Origin of the sequence: Kribbella sp. C-35, from assembly GCF_046549195.1 — a bacterium.
Lineage (GTDB): Bacteria > Actinomycetota > Actinomycetes > Propionibacteriales > Kribbellaceae > Kribbella.
The window spans coordinates 96,089-117,027 of record NZ_JAJPWG010000002.1; the positions used below are offsets into that span (position 1 = coordinate 96,089).

Sequence of the window (20,939 nt, forward strand, 5' to 3'; positions counted from 1 at the left end):
GGTCCGAAGGGCCGTGCGCCGGTCAGACACCGCCTGTTACCGGCGCGTCTAAACAAGCGTCGGTGAGTAATCAGTCGTAGGCTGCCGACATGGGTGCCCGCAAGCAGGTCGACGCGCCACCCGCGGAGTTCGCCGAGGCAGTCTCGCAGTTACGAGGTGCCCGGTTCCGGCCCGAGGTTTTCGTCGAGGAGATGCCCGCACCGCAGCGGATCGCACCGCATGCGGCGGCGGTCAGCGCCGACGTGACGGTCGACGGTGACGATATCGCCACCGGCCGTCTGGTCGTCCTCTACGACCCGGCCGGGAACGACGCCTGGCAGTCGACCTTCCGCTGTGTCGCATACGTGCGCGCCGCCGTCGAACCGGAGATGGTGACCGACGCGCTGCTCGGCGGCGTGGGCTGGACCTGGCTGATGGAGGCCCTGGCGGACCGCGGTGCCGACTTCCTGGCCCCGAGCGGTACCGTCACCAGGGTGGTATCGGAGAGCTTCGGCGGCATGGCCGACGACGACGCGACGGCGGAGATCGAGATCCGCGCGTCCTGGAGTCCCGTGCCCGGCCCCGGTGGACTGGTGGACGTGACCCGGCACGCCGAGGCGTGGGGCGAGGTGCTGTGTACGGCGGCCGGACTGCCGCCGGTGCCGCCGGGGGTGGTCGCGATGCCGACCCGGCGTGGACAGCGGGGCCGATGAGCCCAGCTGACACCCAGCCGTCCGCCCCGGACGACCCCATCGCGAACCTGCCCCTGCTGGAACTCAGGGACGGGTTGTCGGAGGTGATCGACTCCGACCCCGCGCTCACCGACACCGTCGAGGCGTTCCGGTCTGGCACGGGTCCGGTGGCTGTCGACGCCGAGCGCGCGTCCGGCTACCGCTACTCGCACCGCGCGTACCTCGTCCAGCTGCGCCGTGAGGGCTCCGGCTCCGCGCTCGTCGACCCGATCCCGTTCGGCGACCTGTCCGCGCTCGGCGACGCGATCGTCGACACCGAGTGGATCATCCACGCCGCGAACCAGGACCTGGCCTGCCTGGCCGAGGTCGGGATGGTGCCGCGGCAGGTCTTCGACACCGAGCTGGCCGGCCGCCTGCTCGGGTACCCGAAGGTCGGACTCGCCTCGCTCGTGAGCGAAGTACTCGGCTATCGGATGCGCAAGGAGCACTCCGCGGCCGACTGGTCGACCCGGCCGCTCCCGGCGCCCTGGCTGGTGTACGCCGCCCTGGACGTCGAGATGCTGATCGAGCTGCGGAACGCGATCGAGCAGGAACTGCGCCGCGAAGGCAAGTGGGACTGGGCGCAGCAGGAGTTCGCCGCGATCCTGGACGCTCCCCCGCGGGAGCCGAAGCCGGACCCGTGGCGCCGTACGTCGGGTATGCACCGCGTCCGGAACCGCCGCAGCCTGGCCGTCGTCCGGGCGCTGTGGGAGGCCCGCGACCAGATCGCCGAGTCCGCCGACATCTCCCCCGGCCGCGTGCTGCCGGACGCCGCGATCGTCGAGGCCGCGTCCGCGATGCCGACCGACCGCGACACGCTGCAGAAGCTCACCGCCTTCAAAGGCCGCGGCGCCCACCGCCACATGCGGACCTGGTGGGAAGCGATCGACCACGCCCGCAAACTCCCCGACTCCGAACTCCCCAAGCAGGGCCCGAGGTACGACGGCCCGCCCCCGGCCCGCGCCTGGGCCGACCGCGACCCCGACGCCGCCGCCCGCCTGTCGGCCGCCCGCACCGCCGTCGCCGAAATCGCCGAGGCCCACCGCCTCCCGACCGAGAACCTGCTGGCCCCGGACACGATCCGCCGCCTGGCCTGGTCCCCGCCCCCGGATGTCAGCCTTGAAGTGGTCACAACGTTCCTCCGCGACCACCACGCCCGCGACTGGCAAATCGCCCTCACCTCGGAAGTCCTCGCCGCAGCAATGACCTCCGAGGCGAAGAAACCCCTCGACTAGCGCTTCGGGAGTTGGGCCTCGATGGCGGTGATTACCTCTTCCGACTCCGGTTCGGTGCGGGGGCGGAAGCGGGCGGCGACGGTGCCCTCCGGGGTGATCAGGAACTTTTCGAAGTTCCACTGGATGTCGCCGGATTCGCCTTCGGCGTCGGGGGTCTGGGTGAGCTCGTCGTACAGCGGGTGCCGGCCTTCGCCGTTCACCTCGAGCTTGTCGAGCATCGGGAACGTCACGCCGTACGTCGTGGAGCAGAAGGTGTCGATCTCCTCGGCGGTGCCGGGCTCCTGGCCGCCGAACTGGTTGCACGGGGCGCCCAGCACGGTGAAGCCGCGGGACGCGTACTTCTTCTGCAGGTTCTCCAGGCCTTCGTACTGCGGCGTCAGACCACACTTCGACGCCACGTTCACAACCAGCACAGCCTTGCCCTTGTACTCGCCGAGCGAGGTCGATGCACCGGACAGAGTGGTCAGCGGAATGTCATACAGGCTCATACGGTGAAGCGTACGGCCTCCGTCTGAACACTCTCAGGCACCGGTCTCGGCTGGGGTTGCGGCTGGGGCACCCAGGCCTTGGTCTCGGCGATGGCGTCGAGGAGGAGTTGGTACAGGCGGTCGTCCGGATCCGGTACGCAGGCCTGCGAGATGCCCTCGACCGCGCACGAGACCGCGCGTGGCGCCGTACGGCGGGCGAAGTCGGGGTTCGCGCGGCGTGTGCGGTTGGTGAAAGACCGCGCCCACTTCGTCGCCGACGGGACCGCCTCCAGCACCGCGAGGGACTGCGGCTCGATGTCGTCGGGCGGGCGGCCGTCGAGCAGCGCGAGCTGCTTCTCCCCCACCAGCAAGGCGACGGCCAGGATGTACTGGCGTTCCTGCGAGACGACCGGCAGCGCGTGCTGGATGCAGCGCGCGGTCACCCGCGGTACGACGTGCGGGTCATCCGGGGTCAGGCCGATCACCGACGGGATCAACGGAGCCAGCCGGGACCGGCCGGAGTCGGTCGTGCAGTCGTTGACGTCGCGCGCGACGCCGGCCAGCAGCGCATGCGTGCAGGACGGATGGTCCGACCACGGCTCACCGGCCAGGTAGGACGCGAACTCCATGAAGCAGGCGCCCTTACGCGGGCTGCGATGCTTCCCCCGGCTCAGGACCGGCACGGACAGATCAAGATTGTTCATGGAACAACTCCAGTAACGCGGACCTTGGAGACCAGCATGCGCCCATTCGCGCCGCATTGCCACGGGTAACAGCTTTGTGAGCCGACGCACAGGCGTGGGTACTTTGGCGGTTCTGTTACCGACGGGTAGCATCGGGGTAGCTTTCCCGACCCCCAAGGAGGGCCCTCGTGCCCCGTGAGATCCGCGATGTCGTGTACGTCGACGGCGTTCGCACCCCGTTCGGCAAGGCCAAGGGCCAGTACGCCGAGACCCGCGCCGACGACCTGGTGATCAAGTGCATCCGGGAGCTGCTGCGGCGGAACCCGGGTCTCCCCCCGGAACGTGTGGACGAGGTCGCGATCGCGGCCACCACCCAGATCGGCGACCAGGGCCTGACCATCGGCCGGACCGCCGCGCTGCTGGCCGGCCTGCCGAACACCACGCCCGGCTACGCGATCGACCGGATGTGCGCCGGCGCGATGACCGCCGTCACCACCACCGCCGCCGGGATCGCGTTCGGCGCATACGACGTGGTCGTGGCCGGCGGTGTCGAGCACATGGGCCGGCACCCGATGGGCGAGGGTGTGGACCCGAACCCGCGGATCATCTCCGAGAAGCTGGTCGACACCTCGGCCCTGGTGATGGGGTCGACCGCGGAGAACCTCCACGATCGGTTCCCGTCGATCACCAAGGAGCGCGCCGACGCGTTCGCGGTCGCCTCCCAGGAGCGCGCCGCGAAGGCCTACGCGAACGACCTGATCCAGCCCGACCTGGTGCCGATCGCCACGCGTTCGGCCGAGCTCGGCTGGGGCTACGCCACCACCGACGAGCCGATGCGCCCGGGCACAACGATGGAGGACCTGGCCAAGCTGAAGACCCCGTTCCGTCCGCACGGCCGGGTCACGGCAGGCAACTCCGCGGGGATCAACGACGGCGCGACCGCCGCGCTGATCACGTCGGCCGAGGCCGCCGAGGAGCTCGGCCTGAAGCCGAAGATGAAGCTGGTCTCCTACGGTTTCGTCGGCGTCGAGCCCGAGGTGATGGGCTTCGGGCCGGTACCGGCGACCGAGAAGGCGCTGAAGCTGGCCGGCCTGACCATCGACGACATCCAGGCCTTCGAGGTCAACGAGGCGTTCGCGGTCCAGGTGCTGGCGTTCCTGGAGCACTACGGCATCGCCGACGACGACCCGCGGGTCAACCCGTACGGCGGTGCGATCGCCTACGGTCACCCGCTGGCCTCGTCCGGCATCCGGCTGATGACCCAGCTGGCCAAGCAGTTCGAGCTCAAGCCCGAGGTCCGCTACGGCCTGACGACGATGTGCGTCGGCCTCGGCATGGGTGGAACGGTCATCTGGGAGAACCCGAACTGGGAGGGTCAGAAGTGAGCCTGCAGGAACTGATCGACAGCGCGTCGGCGCTCTCGACCGACGAGGTCGTCACGCTGGCCCACTCGCGGGACGTCGTACTGCCGAACAAGGCCGGCACGATGGCGCTCATCACGCTGGACAACGGGCACGACCACACCAAGCCGAACACCTTCGGGCCGAAAGGCCTGGGCTCGCTGAACGCGGCCATCGACGCCGCGCTGGCGCGGGACGAGATCGTCGCGATCGGTGTCACCGGCAAGCCGTTCATCCTGGCCGCGGGCGCGGACCTGACCGGCGTACCGAAGCTGACCGACCGGGAGCAGGCGCTGGCGCTCGGCAAGATCGGGCACGGCGTGATGCGGAAGCTGGTCGACGGCGGCAAGCCGTCGTTCGCGTTCGTGAACGGCGTCGCGCTCGGCGGCGGGCTCGAGGTCGCGCTGCACGCCACCTACCGGACCGTGTCGGTGGCCGCGGGCATGCTGTCGACGCCCGAGGTCTTCCTCGGCCTGATCCCGGGCTGGGGCGGCAACTTCCTGCTGCCGAACCTGATCGGCGCCGACAACGCGGTGAAGGTCGTCGTCGAGAACGCCCTGAACCAGAACAAGATGCTCAGCGGGCCGGAGGCGGTGAAGCTCGCCATCGGCGACGTACTGCTGGAGTCGGCGGACTTCCTCGAGCAGTCGCTGATCTGGGCCTCGAAGGTCCTGACGGGCTCCGTGGCTGTTGAGCGCGCTTCGATCGACCGTGGAGATGCGTGGGACGCGGCGGTTGCCCGGGGCAAGGCCTTTGCCGATCTCAAGGTCAGTGGCGCGGCGCCGGCGCCGTACCGGGCGCTGGACCTGATCGCGGCCGCTCGCGACAACGACCGGGACCGTGGTTTCGCGGCCGAGGACGAGGCGCTCGCCGACCTGATCATGAGCGAGGAGCTGCGCAGCGGCCTCTACGCATTCGACCTGGTGAACAAGCGGGCCAAGCGGCCGGCCGGCGCGCCGGACAAGTCGCTGGCGCGGCCGGTCTCGAAGGTCGGTGTCGTCGGCGCGGGTCTGATGGCGGGTCAGCTGGCGCTGCTGTTCGCGCGGCGGCTCGAGGTTCCCGTCGTCCTGACGGACCTCGACCAGGAGCGCGTGGACCGCGGCGTCGGGTACGTGCACGGGGAGATCGACAAGCTGCTCGCGAAGGGCCGTCTGCGCCAGGACAAGGCAAACCAGCTGAAGGCACTGGTCACCGGGTCGGTCGACCGCTCAGTGTTCGCGGACGCGGACTTCGTGATCGAGGCCGTGTTCGAGGAGCTGCAGCTGAAGAAGACGATCTTCGCCGACCTGGAGAAGATCATCCGGCCGGACGCGATCCTGGCCACCAACACGTCGTCGTTGTCGGTGACGGAGATGGCGGCGGATCTGGAGCACCCGGAGCGGGTCGTCGGGTTCCACTTCTTCAACCCGGTCGCGGTGCTGCCGCTGCTGGAGATCATCCGCGCGGACCGCACCGACGACGCGACGCTCGCGACGGCGTTCGCGGTCGGCAAGAAGCTGAAGAAGTCCTGCGTGCTCGTCAAGGACGCGCCGGCGTTCGTCGTCAACCGGCTGCTGACCCGCTTCCTCGGTGAGGTCAGCGCGGCGGTGGACGAAGGTACGCCGATCCCGGAAGCTGATCGTGCCCTCTCCGCTCTCGGCCTCCCCATGCCTCCGTTCGTCCTGCTCCAGCTGGTCGGACTGCCGGTCGCCCTGCACGTCGCGGAGACGATGAACCGGGCGTACCCGGAGCGGTTCGCAGTGTCGGAGAACCTGGCGAAGGTCGTCGCCGCGGGCAAGAGCTCGTTCTACATCTGGCCGGAGGGCAAGCCGGTCGTGGACCCGGAGGTCGAGGCCCTGGTGGCGGTCGGCGACAAGCCGTCCACCGCCGACGAACTGCGCACCCGCGTCCTCACCGCCCTCGCCGAAGAAATCAAGATCATGCTCGACGAAGGCGTGGTGGCCGAGGCCCAGGACATCGACCTCTGCCTCCTCCTCGGCGCCGGCTGGCCCTTCCACCTCGGCGGCATCACCCCGTACCTCGACCGCTCCGGAATCGCAGAGAAGGTCAACGGCACCCGCTTCCTCCCCAAGGGCGTCGCCGGCCTCACCTGATCCGCTGGGGGTCGGTCCGGAGCCGGAAGCCCGGTCCGGCCCCCAGCACAAACCCCACCCCGCCCCGACCGAGGCGAGGGGCGGGGGCTTCTATCCCTTGAACTTCTTGGCTCCTGCGACTATCTGGGCTGCCGTCAGGCCGGTGTCCTTTTTCAGGACCGCCTCGCCGTGTTGGGCTAGGTCGACGTAGAGGGTGGCGAGTTTCTTTTCGCCTAGTTTGTCGGCCAGGTATTCGACGATCCACCAGCTGGTTCCGTAGGCCTGGTCGGCGTCGTCGGCGAAGACGGTGTAGCTGGGGAGCGCCTTCAGGTTGGACAGGTACTTCGTCCGGACGCGCTTGCGGTACGGGTCGACCGACCAGTGCGGATCGTCCTCGATCGACCGGCAACGAACATACTCCGCGAGGCCTTCGACCGCCCAGATCGGGGCGTTGAGGCCCAGGGTCGCCGTCGCCACATGCGTCATCTCGTGCACGAGCAGATCCTTGTCGAGCTTCTTGCGAAACGCCGGGTTCACGACGATCCGACTACCGATCGGACGCCCGATCGGCTTGCCCAGCTGCTCCCCCTCGAACAGCGTCACGGCCTTCGCCGCGATCGTCCAGCCGTCGCCGCTGCCGGCGGTCCAGAGCGTCGACATCACCCGCTCCTGCGGCATCGCCACGACCAGCACCGCCCCGTTCCACGGACGCTTCCAGTGCTTGCGGACCGACGTCACGGCCTTCTCCGCGACCTTCGCGACCTTCGTGCCGAGGCTCGCCTCGCGCTTGTCGACGACCACGACGACCGTGCCCCGCCGTACCACCTGGACCTCGTCGAAGTCCCACGGCTGGCGGTGCCCGGCCTCGGTCAGCAACTCGTCGATCCCGGTATCGTCGACGAGCACCCAGGACCCGACCCGCGGCGCGAAGGTGTACCCGAGATCGGTCTGCACGGGCCGCGGATCCAGCCCGGAGATCTGGTACCGCATCATCACCCGCGTCGAGAACGCCGTCGCCCCGAACTTCTCGACCAGGGCCGGCACCGCATCGAACCCGTCGGCGGTGAAGTACTGCAGCGTGCTGAACCCGAACTTCCGCAGGTTCGTGAACAGCATCCGCTGCCGCGCGACAAGCTCGGTCTGCTTCGGGTCGATCGAGGCCAGGAACCCCTTCAGATCGCCCTTGAGCACGGCATCCGACCGTCGGGCCAGGATCACGTCCAGCGCCTTCTTGCGGGCGGCCTTCTGCGAAGCGGTGAGCTGTCCAGGCGTCGTACTGGGCGTCGTCGCCCGCACGGCGAGCACGCTGGTGCCGGATGCAGCGTCGCCGCGCCAGGCCCGGACAGCGACAACCGCGCCGGACGCGGTGAGCGCCAGCGCGGCAACGCCTGCGTACAGGCGTTTCGGGTGATTCATTGGTGTCCCCCTCGGACGGTCGGCTGATCCTAACCGCAGCCGACCGTCCCGGGGACCAGAATCAGGCCTTCTGGACTTCGCCCGTGCTCTGCTCCAGGCCGACGCGGCTCTTCCGGTAGCCGTACAGGCCGTAGATGACGAAGCCGAGCACCATCCAGATCGCGAACCGCAGCCAGGTCTCCAGCGACAGGTTCAGCATCAGGTACAGGCAGATCAGCGCCGCCAGGATCGGGACCACCGGGCTGCCCGGCACCCGGAACGAGCGCTGGATGTCGGGGCGGCTCTTGCGCAGCAGCGGCACCGCGATCGACACCAGGGTGAACGCGGCCAGCGTGCCGATGTTCACCATCTCCTCGAGCTTGCCGATCGGGGTCACCCCGGCCACGATCGCGACGACCACGCCGATGCCGATCGTCAGGCGGTACGGCGTACCCCACTTCGGGTGCGTCTTGCCGAGCTGCCGGGGCATCAGGTGGTCGCGGCTCATCGCGAACACGACGCGCGCGGCGCCGATCATCAGGGTCAGTACGACGGTGGTCAGACCGGCGACCGCACCGGCCGAGATGAGTGTCGCGAAGCCACCGCGGCCGACGGAGCGGAACGCCTCCGCGAGCGCGGCCTCACCGCTGATGTCGGTGTACTTCACCATGCCGGTGATGACGATGCAGACCAGCACGTAGAGGACCGTGCAGATGGCCAGCGAGCCGATGATGCCGCGCGGCAGGTCGCGCTGCGGGTTCTTGGCCTCCTCGGCCGTGGTCGCGACCACGTCGAACCCGATGAACGCGAAGAACACCAGCGAGGCGCCCGACACCAGGCCCATCACGCCGAACGTCGACGGCGTGAACCCGAACAGCGCCTGGAACAGCGGCGTGGTGATGGTGACCCCCGCGTCCGGAGTCTCGACACTCGGCGGGATGAACGGCGTCAGGTTCGAGCCCTTGATGTAGAACAGGCCGGCGATGATCACGAACAGCACCACGAACAGCTTGATCGCGACCAGCACCAGGTTGACGCGCAGCGACTCCTTGATGCCGATGGTCGCGAGTGTCGCCAGCACCAGGACCAGCAGCATCGCCAGCACGTTGACGTTGCTGTCCGGTCCGATCGACGACGGCCAGCCCAACCCGATCTGGTCGAGGAACAAGGCGGCGTACGTCGACCAGCCCTGCGCCACGACGCTTGCCCCGAGCATCAACTCGAGCAGCAGGTCCCAGCCGATGATCCAGGCGAAGATCTCACCGAGCGAGAAGTACGAGAACGTGTACGCCGAACCCGACACCGGCACGGTGGACGAGAACTCGGCGTAGCACAGTGCGGCCAGCGCGCAGCAGACGGCGGCCAGCACGAAGGACAGTGCGATCCCCGGACCGGCGTACAGCTTGGCCGCGCGGCCGGTCAGGGTGAAGATGCCGGCACCGATGATGACGCCGATGCCGAAGACGGTCAGATCGACCGCGGTGAGGCGTTTCTTCAGCTGGTACTCCGGCTCGTCGGTGTCGGCGATCGACTGCTCGATCGTCTTCTTCCGCACAAGACTCATTACGCCTCCTCGACTGTGTCTTATTGAAAGACGCGGACGGAACCCATTCGAGATTGCTCCTCTGACAGCGCGAGGTCAAACCGCCACTCAGCGTTGGGGTCGGTATGTCGTGAGTGACGTCCACAACGTCGCCTCGGTGAGCCCGGTGCGACTCAGCAGGATGCGGTCGCGGGACGCCTGGTCGGTGCCGTTGCGCGCCATGTCCTCGTACAGTTCCTCGACCTGGCCGAGTCCGATCCGCTGCACGAGAAGGCGGACCGCCAGCCAGCTGACGCCGTACACGTCGGCGGAGTTCTGGTAGAAGCCCAGGTCGCTCGGCAACGCGGTCAGCTGCGGTATGGCGTCGTCGATGACCTCCTGCTCCCACTTGCCGACCTCGCCCGGTCCGCTGACGGCCTCGATCCCGCGCCAGGACACGTACTCCGCGGCGCCTTCGGCCAGCCACAGCGGCTCGTACCCGCCGAGGTGCGCGGTCGCGACGTGGGTGATCTCGTGCGACAGCAGGATCTCGTCGACGCGGTCGCGCTCGTTCGGGTTGATCACGACGTACCCGCCGGCGACCGTGCCGTCGGCGGTGTCCTGACCGGGCAGCGAGGAGAACGCCGTACCGGTGCTCGCCGCGGACTCGATGTCCTCGTCGGCGAACTTGGCGTCGCGGACCTCGGTCTCGTCGAGCGCGATCACGAACACCGCGCCGGTCCACTTCAACGGCCAGTACGTCGCGACCTCGTGCAGCCCCTCGGCCGCCTCGGTGGCGATCGCCCGGCCGCGGGTCGTGTCGCCCTTCTCCACGACGACGAGGACGCGCGGACCGCGTTGCACCTCGATCCGGCCGAGGTCCCAGGCCTCGCGATGCGCGCCCGGCCCGAGGTCGTCGTCGAGTTCGTCGTCCGCGGTGAGCAGCCAGCGGCCGCCGCGGGCGATGAACGTGTAGCCGAGCTCGGTCGTCACCGGCGTGAAGTCGACCTTGGGAATCTGGTACCGCATCAGGATCCGGACCAGGTACGTCGTACCGCCGTGCGCCTTGAGGATGTCCGGGTTGAAGCGCTCCTCGGCCTGGCTGTAGCCGAGTTCGGTGAAGCCGATCTCGACCAGGTTCGCGAACAGGATCTTCTGCGCGGCGCGGAGCTTCTTGTTGGCCGGGTCGACGTTGGCCAAGAACTGCGCCTCGTTGCCGGTCTGCACGGCCTGGGCGCGGCGGAGCAGGATGGTGTCGATCGCGACCCGCCGGGCGGCGACCGCGGCGGCGATCCGGGACGGCTTCGTGGCCTTCGGCGGTGCAGGCGTCGGCGAGGCGGTCTGCGTGGCGACGGTCCGCTCACGGGCGTCCTGCTCGCGCTGTTCAACGGTGTAGACGACGCCGCCCGACACCAGGGCAACCGCCAGCACCAGTCCTAACCAGCGGCGGGGACCGGCAGGCAGCCCGTCATTGGGCGTCGTCGCACTCACTTCGGGTCGTTCTCCTCCGAGTACCCGATCGTTGCAGCCGGGCTACCCTACTCGACGCTCGCCGCTTTACGCTGCCGCTGCGGCCTTGAGCGCGCGGAAAAGTCCCGCCTCGGTCATCCCGACGTGCTCGAGCATGATCCGGTCACGTTCCTTCTGGGTCGATCCGAGCGAGGCCAGCTCGCGGTACAGCGTGCCGACCTCGACGCCGCCGAACCGCGTGAACAGGTAGTCGAGCGCGAGCCAGGACAACGGGTACGAGCTGTCGGCCTGGTCGAAGAACGTGGCGTCGGCGGGCAGGCTCTTCGCCTTCGCGAGGTACTTCGTCCGCACGTCCAGCCGGTACTGCGTGATCGCCAGGTCCTTCTGCCCGTCCATCGGCAGGAACTCGACGTACGTCGCGGCGCCCTCGACGAGCCACCGTGGCGCGTACGGGCCGTACGGCGCGGTGGCGACGTGGGTGAACTCGTGGGCCAGCGTGCGGGCGTCGACCTTGTTCCGGTTGTGCGGGTTCACGACGACGTACGAGTCGGCGCGCTGCCCCTCGCCGGTGACCTCGCCGGGCAGCGTGCGGTACACCCAGGTCGCCATCGCGAGCGCGTCCTCGGCGTTCTTCGGCTGCGTGTAGTCGGCGCCGCGGACCATCTTGTCGTCGAGCGCGATCACCACGCCGGAGCCGTTCCAGCCGCCTGGCCAACTCTTCGAGACTGCCTTCACCGCACTGAGCGACATCGTGACGAACTTGTCCGCGAGGGCGTCCTGGCCCTTCTCGACGACCACGAGAACGCGTGCGGCGCGCTTCACGAGGACCGCGCTCATGTCCCACGCCTCCTGGTGGGATCCGCGCGGCAGGCGCTTGTCCAGGTCGGAGTCGGAGACCAGCATCCAGGTGCCGTTCGGCCGCTGCGTGAAGGTGTAGCCGAGCATCGCGCGGACCGGGACCAGGTCGATGCCGCGGATCTGGTACGTCATCGCGACGGCCACGAGGTACGTCGACGGACCGTGCTTCTGGGCGATCGTATCGTCGTACTGCTGGGCCAGCTGCTGGTAGGTCAGCTTCGCGAAACCGAACTGGCGGAGGTTCGTGAACAGGGTGCGCTGGCTCGTGACGAGCCGCTTGTTGCCGGGGTCGACGTCGGCGAGGAACGCCTGCTCGTTGCCGGCCAGGACGGCCTGCGAGCGGCGCTGCAGCACCTGGTCCACGGCCGCGGACCGCGCGGCCTGGTCGACCGTCGGCGTACTGGTGGCGGCGTCGGCAGCGCGACCGTCGGTCTGGCTCGAACGGTGCAGGGCAAGACCACCGGCCACCGCGACCGCTACCAGGACGAGCGACAGCAGGACCGGCCAGACGCGCGATCGCCGGCGCGCGGCCGCGTGGCGGCTGTGTCGCCCTGCCTCAGCCACGGTCCCCTGCTACGTACCCGGGCGGTCGCCGGCGGTGTCCGGCTCGCTGAGAGCTTCCGCGTGCTGTGTGAGCTGCTCGGTGATCTCCCGGGCCACCTCCTGGCCGGTGAGCCCGATCGCCTGCAGTACGGCGGCGCGCTTGGCGTGCTCGAGGAACTCCTGCGGCACGCCGAAGTCGCGGAACGGTGTCTCGACGCCGGCGTCACGGAGGGCCTGGGCGATCATCGTGCCGCAGCCGCCCGCGCGGCCGTTGTCCTCGATCGTGGCGACCAGCTCGAAGTCCTTGGCCAGCTCGACCAGCTGCGGGTTCACCGGCTTCACCCAGCGCGGGTCGACCACGGTGACGCCGAAACCGTGCGCCTCCAGGCGCTGCGCGACATCCATCGCGGTCGCCGCCATCGCTCCGATGCCGACCAGCAGCACGTCCTTGCCGGATCGGTGGAGTACGTCGATCTGCCCGACGTGGTCGATCGCCTCGATGTCCGGGAACACCTCGCCCTTCGCGTACCGCAGTACGGTCGGGGCGTCGTCGACCTCGACGGCCTCGTTCAGGAGCTCCTGGACCCGCTTGCCGTCCCGCGGCGCGGCGAGGCGCAGTCCGGGGACGAGGTTGGCCAGCGACATGTCGTAGATGCCGTTGTGGGTCGGGCCGTCATCACCAGTGACACCCGCACGGTCGAGGACGAACGTCACGCCGCACTTGTGCAGTGCGACGTCCAGCAGCAGCTGGTCGAAGGCACGGTTGAGGAACGTCGAGTAGAGCCCGACGACCGGGTGCAGGCCGCCCATCGCGAGGCCGGCGGCGCTGGTCACCGCGTGCTGCTCGGCGATCCCGACGTCGAAGATCCGGTCCGGGAACTCCTCCGCGAACGGCGCGAGCCCGGTCGGGTGCAGCATCGCCGCGGTGATCGCCACCACGTCCGGCCGCCGGTGGCCGATCTTGATCAGCTCGTCGGAGAACACGTCCGTCCAGCCGCGCGGCTTGTTGACCGGGCGGATCTGGTGGAGGTTGTCCTCCTCGTCCTGCTCGGCGGCGGCGTACCCGAAGCCCTTCTTGGTCACCGCGTGCACGATCACCGGTCCGCCGAACGCCTTCGCGTTGCGGAGCGCGTCCTCGAGCGCCTGCCGGTCGTGACCGTCGACGGGACCGACGTACTTGAGGCCGAGGTCCTCGAACATGCCCTGCGGGGCGAGCATGTCCTTCAGGCCCTTCTTGACGCCGTGCAGCACCTCGTACATCGGCGGGCCGACGTACGGCGTCCGGCCGAGGTTCTTCTTGATCAGGTCGAGGATCTTCTCGTACCGCGGGTTGGTGCGCAGGCTGGTCAGGTGGGTCGCGAGGCCGCCGACGGTCGGGCTGTACGACCGGCCGTTGTCGTTGACGATGATGACGAGGTTGAGGTCCTTGGCGGCGGCGATGTTGTTCAGCGCCTCCCAGGCCATGCCGCCGGTGAGCGCGCCGTCGCCGATCACCGCGACCACGTGCCGGTCCTCGCCGCGCACCCGGTACGCCTTGGCCAGGCCGTCGGCGTACGACAAAGCCGTCGAGGCGTGGCAGTTCTCGATCACGTCGTGCTCGGACTCGGCCTGGCTCGGGTACCCGGACAGGCCGCCCTGCTGACGGAGCGTGCCGAACTCCTGCGCCCGGCCGGTGACGAGCTTGTGCACGTACGCCTGGTGGCCGATGTCGAACAGGAGCCGGTCCCGCGGGGAGTCGAACACCCGGTGCATCGCCAGGGTGATCTCGACCATGCCGAGGTTCGGGCCGAGGTGACCCCCGGTGCGGGTCACCGTCTCGACCAGCACGTCCCGGATCTCGGTCGCCAGATCGGTCAGCTGTTGATCGGTCAGCTTCTTGAGGTCCGCCGGACCCTCCACCGTCTCCAGCACGCGCATCGAGCTCCTCCCGCGGGTCGTCGTCCAATGCTCCCATATTCCAAGACGCCGGCCGGGTGTGCCCTGTTCGGAGGTGTGGTAGGTCTCACTTAGGGTGATCGGTGTGGAGATGGTGAGGACCCTGTTCCGGAAGTACGACGGGCAGCCGCATCGGCTGGTCGAGGCGGTCCGGCTCGGCGAGGACGAGCACGGCCTGTGGGTCGGCTCCGCTCCTGGTACCCGCGGGCAGCGCGCCGACGGCAGCTGGACCACGATCGACCACCACCGGGTCCGGCTGTTCCCGCGCGGCCAGTGGTGGAGCGCGCTGTTCAACGACGAGCCGCATCAGACCGCGATCTACTGCGACATCACGATGCCGGCCGAGTTCGGCGTCGACTCGGTCACCGCCGTCGACCTCGACCTCGACATCCGCCTGCTCCGCGACGGCACCGTGCATGTGATGGACGAGGACGAGTTCCACGAACACCAGGTCCGCTACAACTACCCGCCCCAGGTGATCGCCACCGCTCGAGCGACCTGCGACCACCTCGCCGCCACCATCACCACGGCAGAACCGTTCGTCACGGCGTACAAGCCGTACCTCGAGCAGATCCGCGCGCTGGGTCGCTGAGGGCGGCAACCGGCTCCCGTCGGCTAGGAGCCCCCCTGAACCAACGAGAGCCGGTCACGATGACGACCTCTGGGCCGGCACCCCACCATGCTCCGTCGCATTCCGCGATCGGTCCACTCCTCAGAGCAAAGTTGCAGCAAGTTGCAGGGTCGTCGGGCTCCTCGCTGGGCTTGCGGCTGACTATGCTGCGCCGGTGGGGATCACGGTGAAGATCGTCGAGGTGTCGGGGGCAGGGCAGGTCGGTACGACGACGCTGCTGGAGCTGGTTTCGAGCAGGATCACGCTGCGCGACCTGATCGTGACGCGTGTCCGGGAGGAAGTGGCGAAGCAGCTGCAGCCCGACTGGGAGCGGCAGGCCGATCGGGCGATCGAGGCGTTCGGGCGCAACGGGTTCTTCGTGCTGGTCGACGACCGGCAGGTGACCGAGCTCGACGAGGAGCTCGAGTTGACCGCGGACTCCGATATCCGCTTCGTCCGCCTGGTCCAGCTGGTCGGCGGCTGAGCATGGCAGCCGATGGTGAGGCCGCCACGCTGGTGGCTGCGGCGCTGAAGGCCCTTCGTAGCCGGTCGTGGACCGCTGACGCAGACGCTCGGGCAATGCCTGAGGTCCAGGTGATCCTGCAGGCCGCGGAACCGCTGCGGCTGGAGTGCATCCTGATCGTCTCGGAGCGGGTCGACAGTTATCACTGCGCCCAACTGTTGTCGGTGATCGCGCGGAAGCGCCTCCAGCTGTCGCCGGAGCACATCGAGCGGTTGCTGACCCCGCGCATCGGGCAGTTCGAGCAGTCCCAGGCGTGGTGGAGCAGCGAAGCTCTCCGCGCGGTGAGCCGCCAGATCGAACACGCGTACGCCGCGCTGCCCGACGCGGAGCAGGAACCCTTGAGACCACTGATCGGACGTGCGGCCGAGCACGCTCAGGACGCGGCGACGGCGACCAGGCTGCGGAAGCTCGTAGGCCCTGAGGAGGGGCTGCGCGTCGACCTGATCGACGAGAGCGACGACATCGGCCCTCGCCTGCGCAGTGCGTTCGAGGCTGCGGACGAACCGGCCGAAGCGCGTGCGGCGGCCCTCGATCTCCTCGCGGCGTTTCCTTCCCAGGGCAAGCCCTCGAAGAAGTGGCTCACCGAGGCCGAGCGCGTCACCGGCGTCCTGTCCACGCCTGCGGCCCTGATCGGCGCCCTCCTCGACGCGGCTCTCGACGCCGCCGACACGGAACCGCACCCCAATTACACCATCACGCACTACGTCACCGCGGCCAACGAGTCCTTTCTGTGTGGAGTTGTCGCGATCGCCGGCGTACTGCGGGATTCGACGCTGTTGCCGCAGCTCCGGCGGCTCGCGATCAAGACCGTGACCGTGATCGGGGGCCAGTTCGGCACGCCCCGGAGCCTCCGGCTCGCCAACTCGTCGGCGCAGGCGATGGCCGACATCGGCGGGCCGTCGTCGATCACCGAGTTGCTCGCGCTCGAGCGTTCCGTGCGGCACGGGACGCTGCTGAGGCAGGTGCGCAAGGCCATCGACGCGCTAGCTTCCGCGCAGGGACTGACCCGCGACCAACTGCTGGAACGCGCCGTCGAAACCCATGACCTCGACGCCGACGGCAAGCGCCGAGTACCGCTGTCGCGGGGATCCGCCGAGGTCGTGGTGGACGGAAGGACCGCAGCACTTCTGTACGTCGACGAGAAGCAGACGCCCCGCAAGTCGATGCCGCCGGACGTGAAGCAGGCCGACGCCGAAGCGCTCGCGGCGATCCGCAACGACCTCAAGGCGATCCGGAAGACGATCGCCGGCGAGCGGGTGCGCCTGGACGGCCTGATGGCCGCGGACCGCCGCTGGCCGCTCGACGACTGGCGCGCCTGGTACCTGGACCATCCGATCACCGGCCGGATGACCCGCACGCTGGTCTGGGGCTTCAGCGCCCCGGACGGACCGGACGTCGTCGGGATTCCGCTCGACGCCACGACCGTGGTCACGAGTTCGGGTCAGCAGGCCGAGATTCCGCCGGATGCGGAGGTACGGCTCTGGCACCCGATCCACGCGACCGCAGACGACGTACGCGCCTGGCGACGGCATTTGGTGGAGCAGCAGATCGTTCAGCCGTTCAAGCAGGCGTTCCGGGAGCTCTACGTCCTCACGCCCGCCGAGGAACAGACTCGCGTGTACTCGAACCGCTTCGCAGGTCACGTGTTCGGGCAGGTGCAGGCCCGCGCGTTGATGAAGGGGCGGGGCTGGGCGCCGGTCGCGGTCGCGTGGTGGGACGACGGCATCGACCACGGCGTTGCCCGCCGTACCTTCGACGCGGCCGGCATCCGCGCCGAGTTCTACTTCGACCCGATCCACGACCTGGAGCCGGGTGCGACCGATCTCTATCCGTACTGCACCAGCGATCAGGTGCGGTTCGTCGACGTACGGACCTCTGACTCGATCGAGGTGGCCGACGTACCACCGCTCGTCCTGACCGAGGCGCTGCGCGATGTCGACCTGTTCGTCGGCGTCACGTCGATCGGTGCTGATCCGGAATGGCTCGACCGCGGGACCGAGCGCCGCTTCGAGACGTACTGGCACACGTTCGGCTTCGGCGAGCTGTCCGCGGCCGGCGAGATCCGTCGCGAGGTGCTCGAACAACTCGTGCCGCGGCTGGCCATCGCCGACCGGTGCGAGTTCGACGACCGCTACCTCTCGGTGCGCGGGGATCTCCGGACGTACCGCATCCATCTGGGCAGCGGCAACATCCTGATGTCACCGAACGACCAGTACCTCTGCATCGTCGCCGCCCGCGACGGCCAGGCGCAGAAGCTGTTCCTCCCCTTCGACGACGACCCTGTCCTCAGCCTGGTGCTCAGCAAGGCGTTCCTGCTCGCGAACGACACCGCGATCAAGGACCCCACGATCACCGCCCAGATCAAGCGCCGCTGACCCGTCGGCCGATAGGTTGGGGGTCATGCGTGATGTGCGAGTCGTCTATCGCAAATTCGACGAGAAGCTGCACTGGCATCAGTGGATGCGGTACCTGGGCGAGGACCAGTACGGCGTCTGGCTGGGCGCCCCGGCTGGGTCCGTGTCGCAGCGCGGGGACGAGCCGGTGGTGACCCAGGAGCAGGCGCATGTGCAGCTGTTCCCGCGGGACAAGTGGTTCACCGCGATCTTCAACGACGAGCCGCGGCATACCGAGATCTATGCGGACATCACCACGCCGGTCGAGTTCTCCGAGGACGTGCTGACGATGATCGACCTCGACCTGGACGTGATCAAGCGCCGCGACGGCACCGTCTTCATCGACGACGAGGACGAGTTCGCCGAGCACCAGGTGAAGTACGCGTACCCGCCGGACGTGATCGCGACCGCCCGGGAGACCTGCGACTGGCTCGTGCAGGCCGTGTCCACCGAAGAGCCGTTCCTGACCGTGTACAAAACCCACCTCGACAAGGTCAGATAACTCAAGTGCGCGGACTGGGGGCGGTCGCGGCACTACTCGCACTACTCACACCACCGACACCGGCTGCACTGCCGACAGAGGACTGTCTCGTCCAGGTGCCGTCGGACGCCCGCTGCGGTCGCCTCGAAGTCCCCGAGAACCGTGACGTCCCGACCACGCGCACGATCAAGATCCCGTACGTCGTCGTACCGGCGCGCGACACCGCAGCGAAGAAGCCGCCGCTCGTCTTCATGGGCGGTGGACCCGGCTCGGGCACGATCCAGCTCGCCTACTTCTTCTCCAGCCTGGTCAGCGACCGCGACGTCGTACTGCTGGAGCAACGCGGCGGCGATCGCGCGACCCCCGACCTCGACTGCGAGGAGGCGGACAAGCGGTTCGCGGACATGTTCACCCGCACCGAGGACCCGTACGCCGAGGCGAACCCCGTCGCCGAGGCGATGCGCACCTGCCTCGACGACTTCCGCCGCGCCGGTGGGGATCCCCGCGGCTACACGGCCCGCGCCGCGGCGCTCGACCTTCGGGACCTCCGCGTCGCGCTCGGCTACCAGCACTGGTCGCTCTACGGCCTGTCCTGGTCGACCGGCGTGGTGGCGCAACTGGCCACCCTGGACCCGGCCGGCGTCGACGCGGTCGTGCTCGACTCGTTCAGCCCGCCGTCCGTCGACTTCGCCCAGAACGGGTACGACGGCCTGCGCGCCAGCCTCGGCCACGAGGCGTACGCCGACCTGCAGAAGGCGGCCGCCCAACTCGACGCGCGCCCGCAGGCGGTCCCCGGCCACAACCCGGTGACGAACGAGCCACGCACCTACCGCCTCACCGGGGACGACCTGGTCACCCTCGTGCACTCCGCGGCGTACGAGGTCGACCTGCTCCCGATCCTGCCGCTCCTCCTGCACCAACTCGCGGCCGGCAAGTACGGCGCGCTCAACACGTTGGTTGCCGTCGGCATCGGTGAACTGGTGAGCCACAACCTCGGCCAGTACTGGCTGATGCAGTGCCAGGACGAGGTCCCCTACCGTACGACGGGGGCTCGCCACGCCCGCCCGGTGATCGCCTGGCTCGCGGCGGACGACGTGGTGTGCGGGCGACTCGGACTCCCCCGCTCCCCCACCAATCGGGCGCCGGTCCGCTTCACGCAGCCCACGCTGGTCCTCGCAGGCGCCCAGGACCCGATCACCCCGGCGCAGACCGCTGAGAGCGCGTCGGCAGGTCTGCCGCACCGGCAGTTCGTCGAGTTCGCCGGCATCGGTCACGCGGTCGTGCTGTCGAGTCGGTGCGGTCGTACCGTCGTGACCGCCTGGCTCGACCAGCCCGGTCGATCACTGGAGCAGTGCCAGGGCGAGGCGCCGTACCAAGTCGTGCAGCCGAGCGACCTGCACCTGACCAGTCGGCTCGCGGCGACCGCGGTCGGTGCGACGGACGGTCGTTACCTGCCCATCGTGCCGGCGGCGCTCTTCGTGCTCCTTGTCGTGGGCTGGATCCTCGGCTGGATCGTCCACGCTGTTGCACGCCGCCGGCTACGGCTCTGGAACCTGCTGCCACCAGTGCTCGGGCTGCTGTTCCTCGGCTCGTTCGGTGCGTTGCTCTGGTCCGAGTACGACGTACTCCCGGCGCGCCTGCTCCTCGGCGTACCGCACCTCGCCCCGTGGAGTGGCGTACTACTCCTGGCCGCCCTCCCGTGGTGGATCAAAGCACGCAGCTGGTGGTCGGCCGCCGCCGGACTGATCTGGTTGGGCGGCCTTGCCTGGTTCACAACTGTCGTCGTACTGCCGAGTTAGAGCGAGGTCCGTCCCATCGCGACCGCGATGACGCCGACGACTGTCATCAGCAGTGCCGAGCCGGGGTGCATGCCGATCGAGATCCGGATGTCGCGCTTCTTCCAGGCCAGGTGGACGCCGGGGTAGAGGAAGACGAGCTTGGACACGACCGTCCACGGCGCCCAGAAGTGGTACACCGAGAAGAAGAAGACGTTGAAGAACGGCGCCCATCCGCGCAGCTGCGACAGGCGGGGCAGCAGGAACCCGCGGAAGTAGTACTCCTCGATGAGCGGCAGGAACCAGCCGGTGAACGGGCCACAGATGAGCAGCGTGGTCAGGAGCTTCTCCTGCGAGTAGCCGTTCAGGTACGACGTCGCGCTGTCGCCGGTGCCCGCGTAGTTGATCCAGGTGAAGGCGTGGTTGTAGAGGAAGTTGTCCACGGGCAGTAGCGAGAGCGACACGACGGTCATCCACACGAGGCAGAAGCTGATCAGCGCGATGACCTTCCCGCGCGGGACCGGGCGGTCCATGTACTTGAGGGCACCGCCACGGAGGCAGTAGCGGCCAGTGGCCTGCTTACCCAGCCACGCCAGGCCAAGCAGGAGCGGGAAGAGGACAACCGCCAAGGCGATCGCCCAGGCGAGGAACGGTGGGTAGTCGATCGCTCGGACGAGCGGCGCCGCGACGAAGGCGTAGACGGCGACGATCAGAGCGCCGGGCACCAGGTGCAGTGCGATGGACAGCGGGATCGAGTGCTTGTCGGCAAGGAGGACCTCGACGAACTTCGGACGGGGCTTGGTGTGCGTGAGTTGGCTCATGCCAAGAAGGTTCGCGGCCCGGCCTGACACGGATCCGCCATAGCTC

At 68.8% G+C, this 20,939-nt stretch carries 17 protein-coding genes; 9 read left to right on the plus strand and 8 right to left on the minus strand.

Annotation, left to right across the window (positions count from 1 at the left end; genetic code table 11):
• Window positions 1–89 precede the first annotated feature (89 nt).
• Both ACLJOO_RS13205 and ACLJOO_RS13210 read left to right on the plus strand, forming a co-directional pair.
• The gene (locus ACLJOO_RS13205) at window positions 90–692 is read left to right on the plus strand and encodes a DUF3000 domain-containing protein (protein ID WP_131462042.1); all 603 of its coding nucleotides are present in this window, start codon (window positions 90–92) and stop codon (window positions 690–692) included.
• A complete protein-coding gene (locus ACLJOO_RS13210; RefSeq protein WP_410787266.1) occupies window positions 689–1,945 on the plus strand; it encodes a ribonuclease D in 1,257 nt (418 codons plus the stop codon). The genes ACLJOO_RS13205 and ACLJOO_RS13210 overlap by 4 nt, the downstream gene beginning before the upstream one ends.
• On the opposite strand, the gene ACLJOO_RS13215 is transcribed toward ACLJOO_RS13210, so the two are convergent.
• A complete protein-coding gene (locus ACLJOO_RS13215) occupies window positions 1,942–2,433 on the minus strand; it encodes a glutathione peroxidase (protein ID WP_410787267.1) in 492 nt (163 codons plus the stop codon). The genes ACLJOO_RS13210 and ACLJOO_RS13215 overlap by 4 nt on opposite strands.
• Window positions 2,430–3,116 (minus strand): hypothetical protein, encoded by a 687-nt coding sequence (locus ACLJOO_RS13220; RefSeq protein ID WP_410787269.1) that lies wholly within the window; start codon window positions 3,114–3,116, stop codon window positions 2,430–2,432. The genes ACLJOO_RS13215 and ACLJOO_RS13220 overlap by 4 nt, the downstream gene beginning before the upstream one ends.
• 167 nt (window positions 3,117–3,283) lie before the next feature.
• Between ACLJOO_RS13220 and ACLJOO_RS13225 the strand changes: the two genes are divergently transcribed.
• Together ACLJOO_RS13225 and ACLJOO_RS13230 are read left to right on the plus strand one after the other, a co-directional pair.
• Window positions 3,284–4,480 (plus strand): thiolase family protein, encoded by a 1,197-nt coding sequence (locus tag ACLJOO_RS13225; protein WP_410787270.1) that lies wholly within the window; start codon window positions 3,284–3,286, stop codon window positions 4,478–4,480.
• Window positions 4,477–6,588, plus strand: coding sequence for a 3-hydroxyacyl-CoA dehydrogenase NAD-binding domain-containing protein (locus ACLJOO_RS13230; protein ID WP_410787272.1), 2,112 nt, complete (start codon window positions 4,477–4,479; stop codon window positions 6,586–6,588). The genes ACLJOO_RS13225 and ACLJOO_RS13230 overlap by 4 nt, the downstream gene beginning before the upstream one ends.
• A 90-nt stretch (window positions 6,589–6,678) precedes the next feature.
• Here the strand turns inward: ACLJOO_RS13230 and ACLJOO_RS13235 are convergent, their stop codons facing one another.
• The 5 genes from ACLJOO_RS13235 to dxs all read right to left on the minus strand — a co-directional run bounded on the left by ACLJOO_RS13235 (window position 6,679) and on the right by dxs (window position 14,272).
• Entirely contained in the window at window positions 6,679–7,983 is a 1,305-nt protein-coding gene (locus tag ACLJOO_RS13235) for a peptidase MA family metallohydrolase (protein ID WP_410787273.1), read from the minus strand.
• A gap of 61 nt (window positions 7,984–8,044) precedes the next feature.
• Window positions 8,045–9,526 (minus strand): amino acid permease, encoded by a 1,482-nt coding sequence (locus ACLJOO_RS13240; protein WP_410787274.1) that lies wholly within the window; start codon window positions 9,524–9,526, stop codon window positions 8,045–8,047.
• An 87-nt stretch (window positions 9,527–9,613) separates the two neighbouring features.
• Window positions 9,614–10,975, minus strand: coding sequence for a hypothetical protein (locus ACLJOO_RS13245; RefSeq protein ID WP_410787276.1), 1,362 nt, complete (start codon window positions 10,973–10,975; stop codon window positions 9,614–9,616).
• 66 nt (window positions 10,976–11,041) lie between these two features.
• Window positions 11,042–12,376, minus strand: a complete 1,335-nt coding sequence (locus tag ACLJOO_RS13250; RefSeq protein WP_410787277.1) for a hypothetical protein — start codon at window positions 12,374–12,376, stop codon at window positions 11,042–11,044.
• Window positions 12,377–12,385: 9 nt separating this feature from the next.
• Complete coding sequence (gene dxs / locus ACLJOO_RS13255; protein WP_410787278.1) at window positions 12,386–14,272, minus strand: 1-deoxy-D-xylulose-5-phosphate synthase; 1,887 nt, start codon at window positions 14,270–14,272, stop codon at window positions 12,386–12,388.
• A 109-nt stretch (window positions 14,273–14,381) separates the two neighbouring features.
• Between dxs and ACLJOO_RS13260 the strand changes: the two genes are divergently transcribed.
• The 5 genes from ACLJOO_RS13260 (at window position 14,382) to ACLJOO_RS13280 (ending at window position 20,096) form a co-directional block, all read left to right on the plus strand.
• Entirely contained in the window at window positions 14,382–14,882 is a 501-nt protein-coding gene (locus ACLJOO_RS13260; RefSeq protein WP_410788667.1) for a DUF402 domain-containing protein, read from the plus strand.
• Between the two features lie 193 nt (window positions 14,883–15,075).
• Window positions 15,076–15,384, plus strand: a complete 309-nt coding sequence (locus ACLJOO_RS13265) for a hypothetical protein (RefSeq protein ID WP_410787279.1) — start codon at window positions 15,076–15,078, stop codon at window positions 15,382–15,384.
• 95 nt (window positions 15,385–15,479) lie between these two features.
• Window positions 15,480–17,798 (plus strand): DUF4132 domain-containing protein, encoded by a 2,319-nt coding sequence (locus ACLJOO_RS13270; RefSeq protein ID WP_410787280.1) that lies wholly within the window; start codon window positions 15,480–15,482, stop codon window positions 17,796–17,798.
• Between the two features lie 25 nt (window positions 17,799–17,823).
• Window positions 17,824–18,318, plus strand: coding sequence for a DUF402 domain-containing protein (locus ACLJOO_RS13275; protein ID WP_410787281.1), 495 nt, complete (start codon window positions 17,824–17,826; stop codon window positions 18,316–18,318).
• A 5-nt stretch (window positions 18,319–18,323) separates the two neighbouring features.
• Complete coding sequence (locus tag ACLJOO_RS13280) at window positions 18,324–20,096, plus strand: alpha/beta fold hydrolase (RefSeq protein WP_410787282.1); 1,773 nt, start codon at window positions 18,324–18,326, stop codon at window positions 20,094–20,096.
• Here ACLJOO_RS13280 and ACLJOO_RS13285 read toward each other — a convergent pair.
• Complete coding sequence (locus ACLJOO_RS13285) at window positions 20,093–20,893, minus strand: type II CAAX prenyl endopeptidase Rce1 family protein (protein WP_410787283.1); 801 nt, start codon at window positions 20,891–20,893, stop codon at window positions 20,093–20,095. The genes ACLJOO_RS13280 and ACLJOO_RS13285 overlap by 4 nt on opposite strands.
• Between the last annotated feature and the right edge of the window lie 46 nt (window positions 20,894–20,939).

Coding starts and splice junctions, on each gene's coding strand:
- ACLJOO_RS13205 (WP_131462042.1), top strand. CDS start 90: ATGGGTGCCCGCAAGCAGGTCGACGCGCCACCCGCGGAGTTCGCCGAG.
- ACLJOO_RS13210 (WP_410787266.1), top strand. CDS start 689: ATGAGCCCAGCTGACACCCAGCCGTCCGCCCCGGACGACCCCATCGCG.
- ACLJOO_RS13215 (WP_410787267.1), bottom strand. CDS start 2,433: ATGAGCCTGTATGACATTCCGCTGACCACTCTGTCCGGTGCATCGACC.
- ACLJOO_RS13220 (WP_410787269.1), bottom strand. CDS start 3,116: ATGAACAATCTTGATCTGTCCGTGCCGGTCCTGAGCCGGGGGAAGCAT.
- ACLJOO_RS13235 (WP_410787273.1), bottom strand. CDS start 7,983: ATGAATCACCCGAAACGCCTGTACGCAGGCGTTGCCGCGCTGGCGCTC.
- ACLJOO_RS13240 (WP_410787274.1), bottom strand. CDS start 9,526: ATGAGTCTTGTGCGGAAGAAGACGATCGAGCAGTCGATCGCCGACACC.
- dxs (WP_410787278.1), bottom strand. CDS start 14,272: ATGCGCGTGCTGGAGACGGTGGAGGGTCCGGCGGACCTCAAGAAGCTG.
- ACLJOO_RS13260 (WP_410788667.1), top strand. CDS start 14,382: ATGGTGAGGACCCTGTTCCGGAAGTACGACGGGCAGCCGCATCGGCTG.
- ACLJOO_RS13270 (WP_410787280.1), top strand. CDS start 15,480: ATGCCTGAGGTCCAGGTGATCCTGCAGGCCGCGGAACCGCTGCGGCTG.
- ACLJOO_RS13275 (WP_410787281.1), top strand. CDS start 17,824: ATGCGTGATGTGCGAGTCGTCTATCGCAAATTCGACGAGAAGCTGCAC.
- ACLJOO_RS13285 (WP_410787283.1), bottom strand. CDS start 20,893: ATGAGCCAACTCACGCACACCAAGCCCCGTCCGAAGTTCGTCGAGGTC.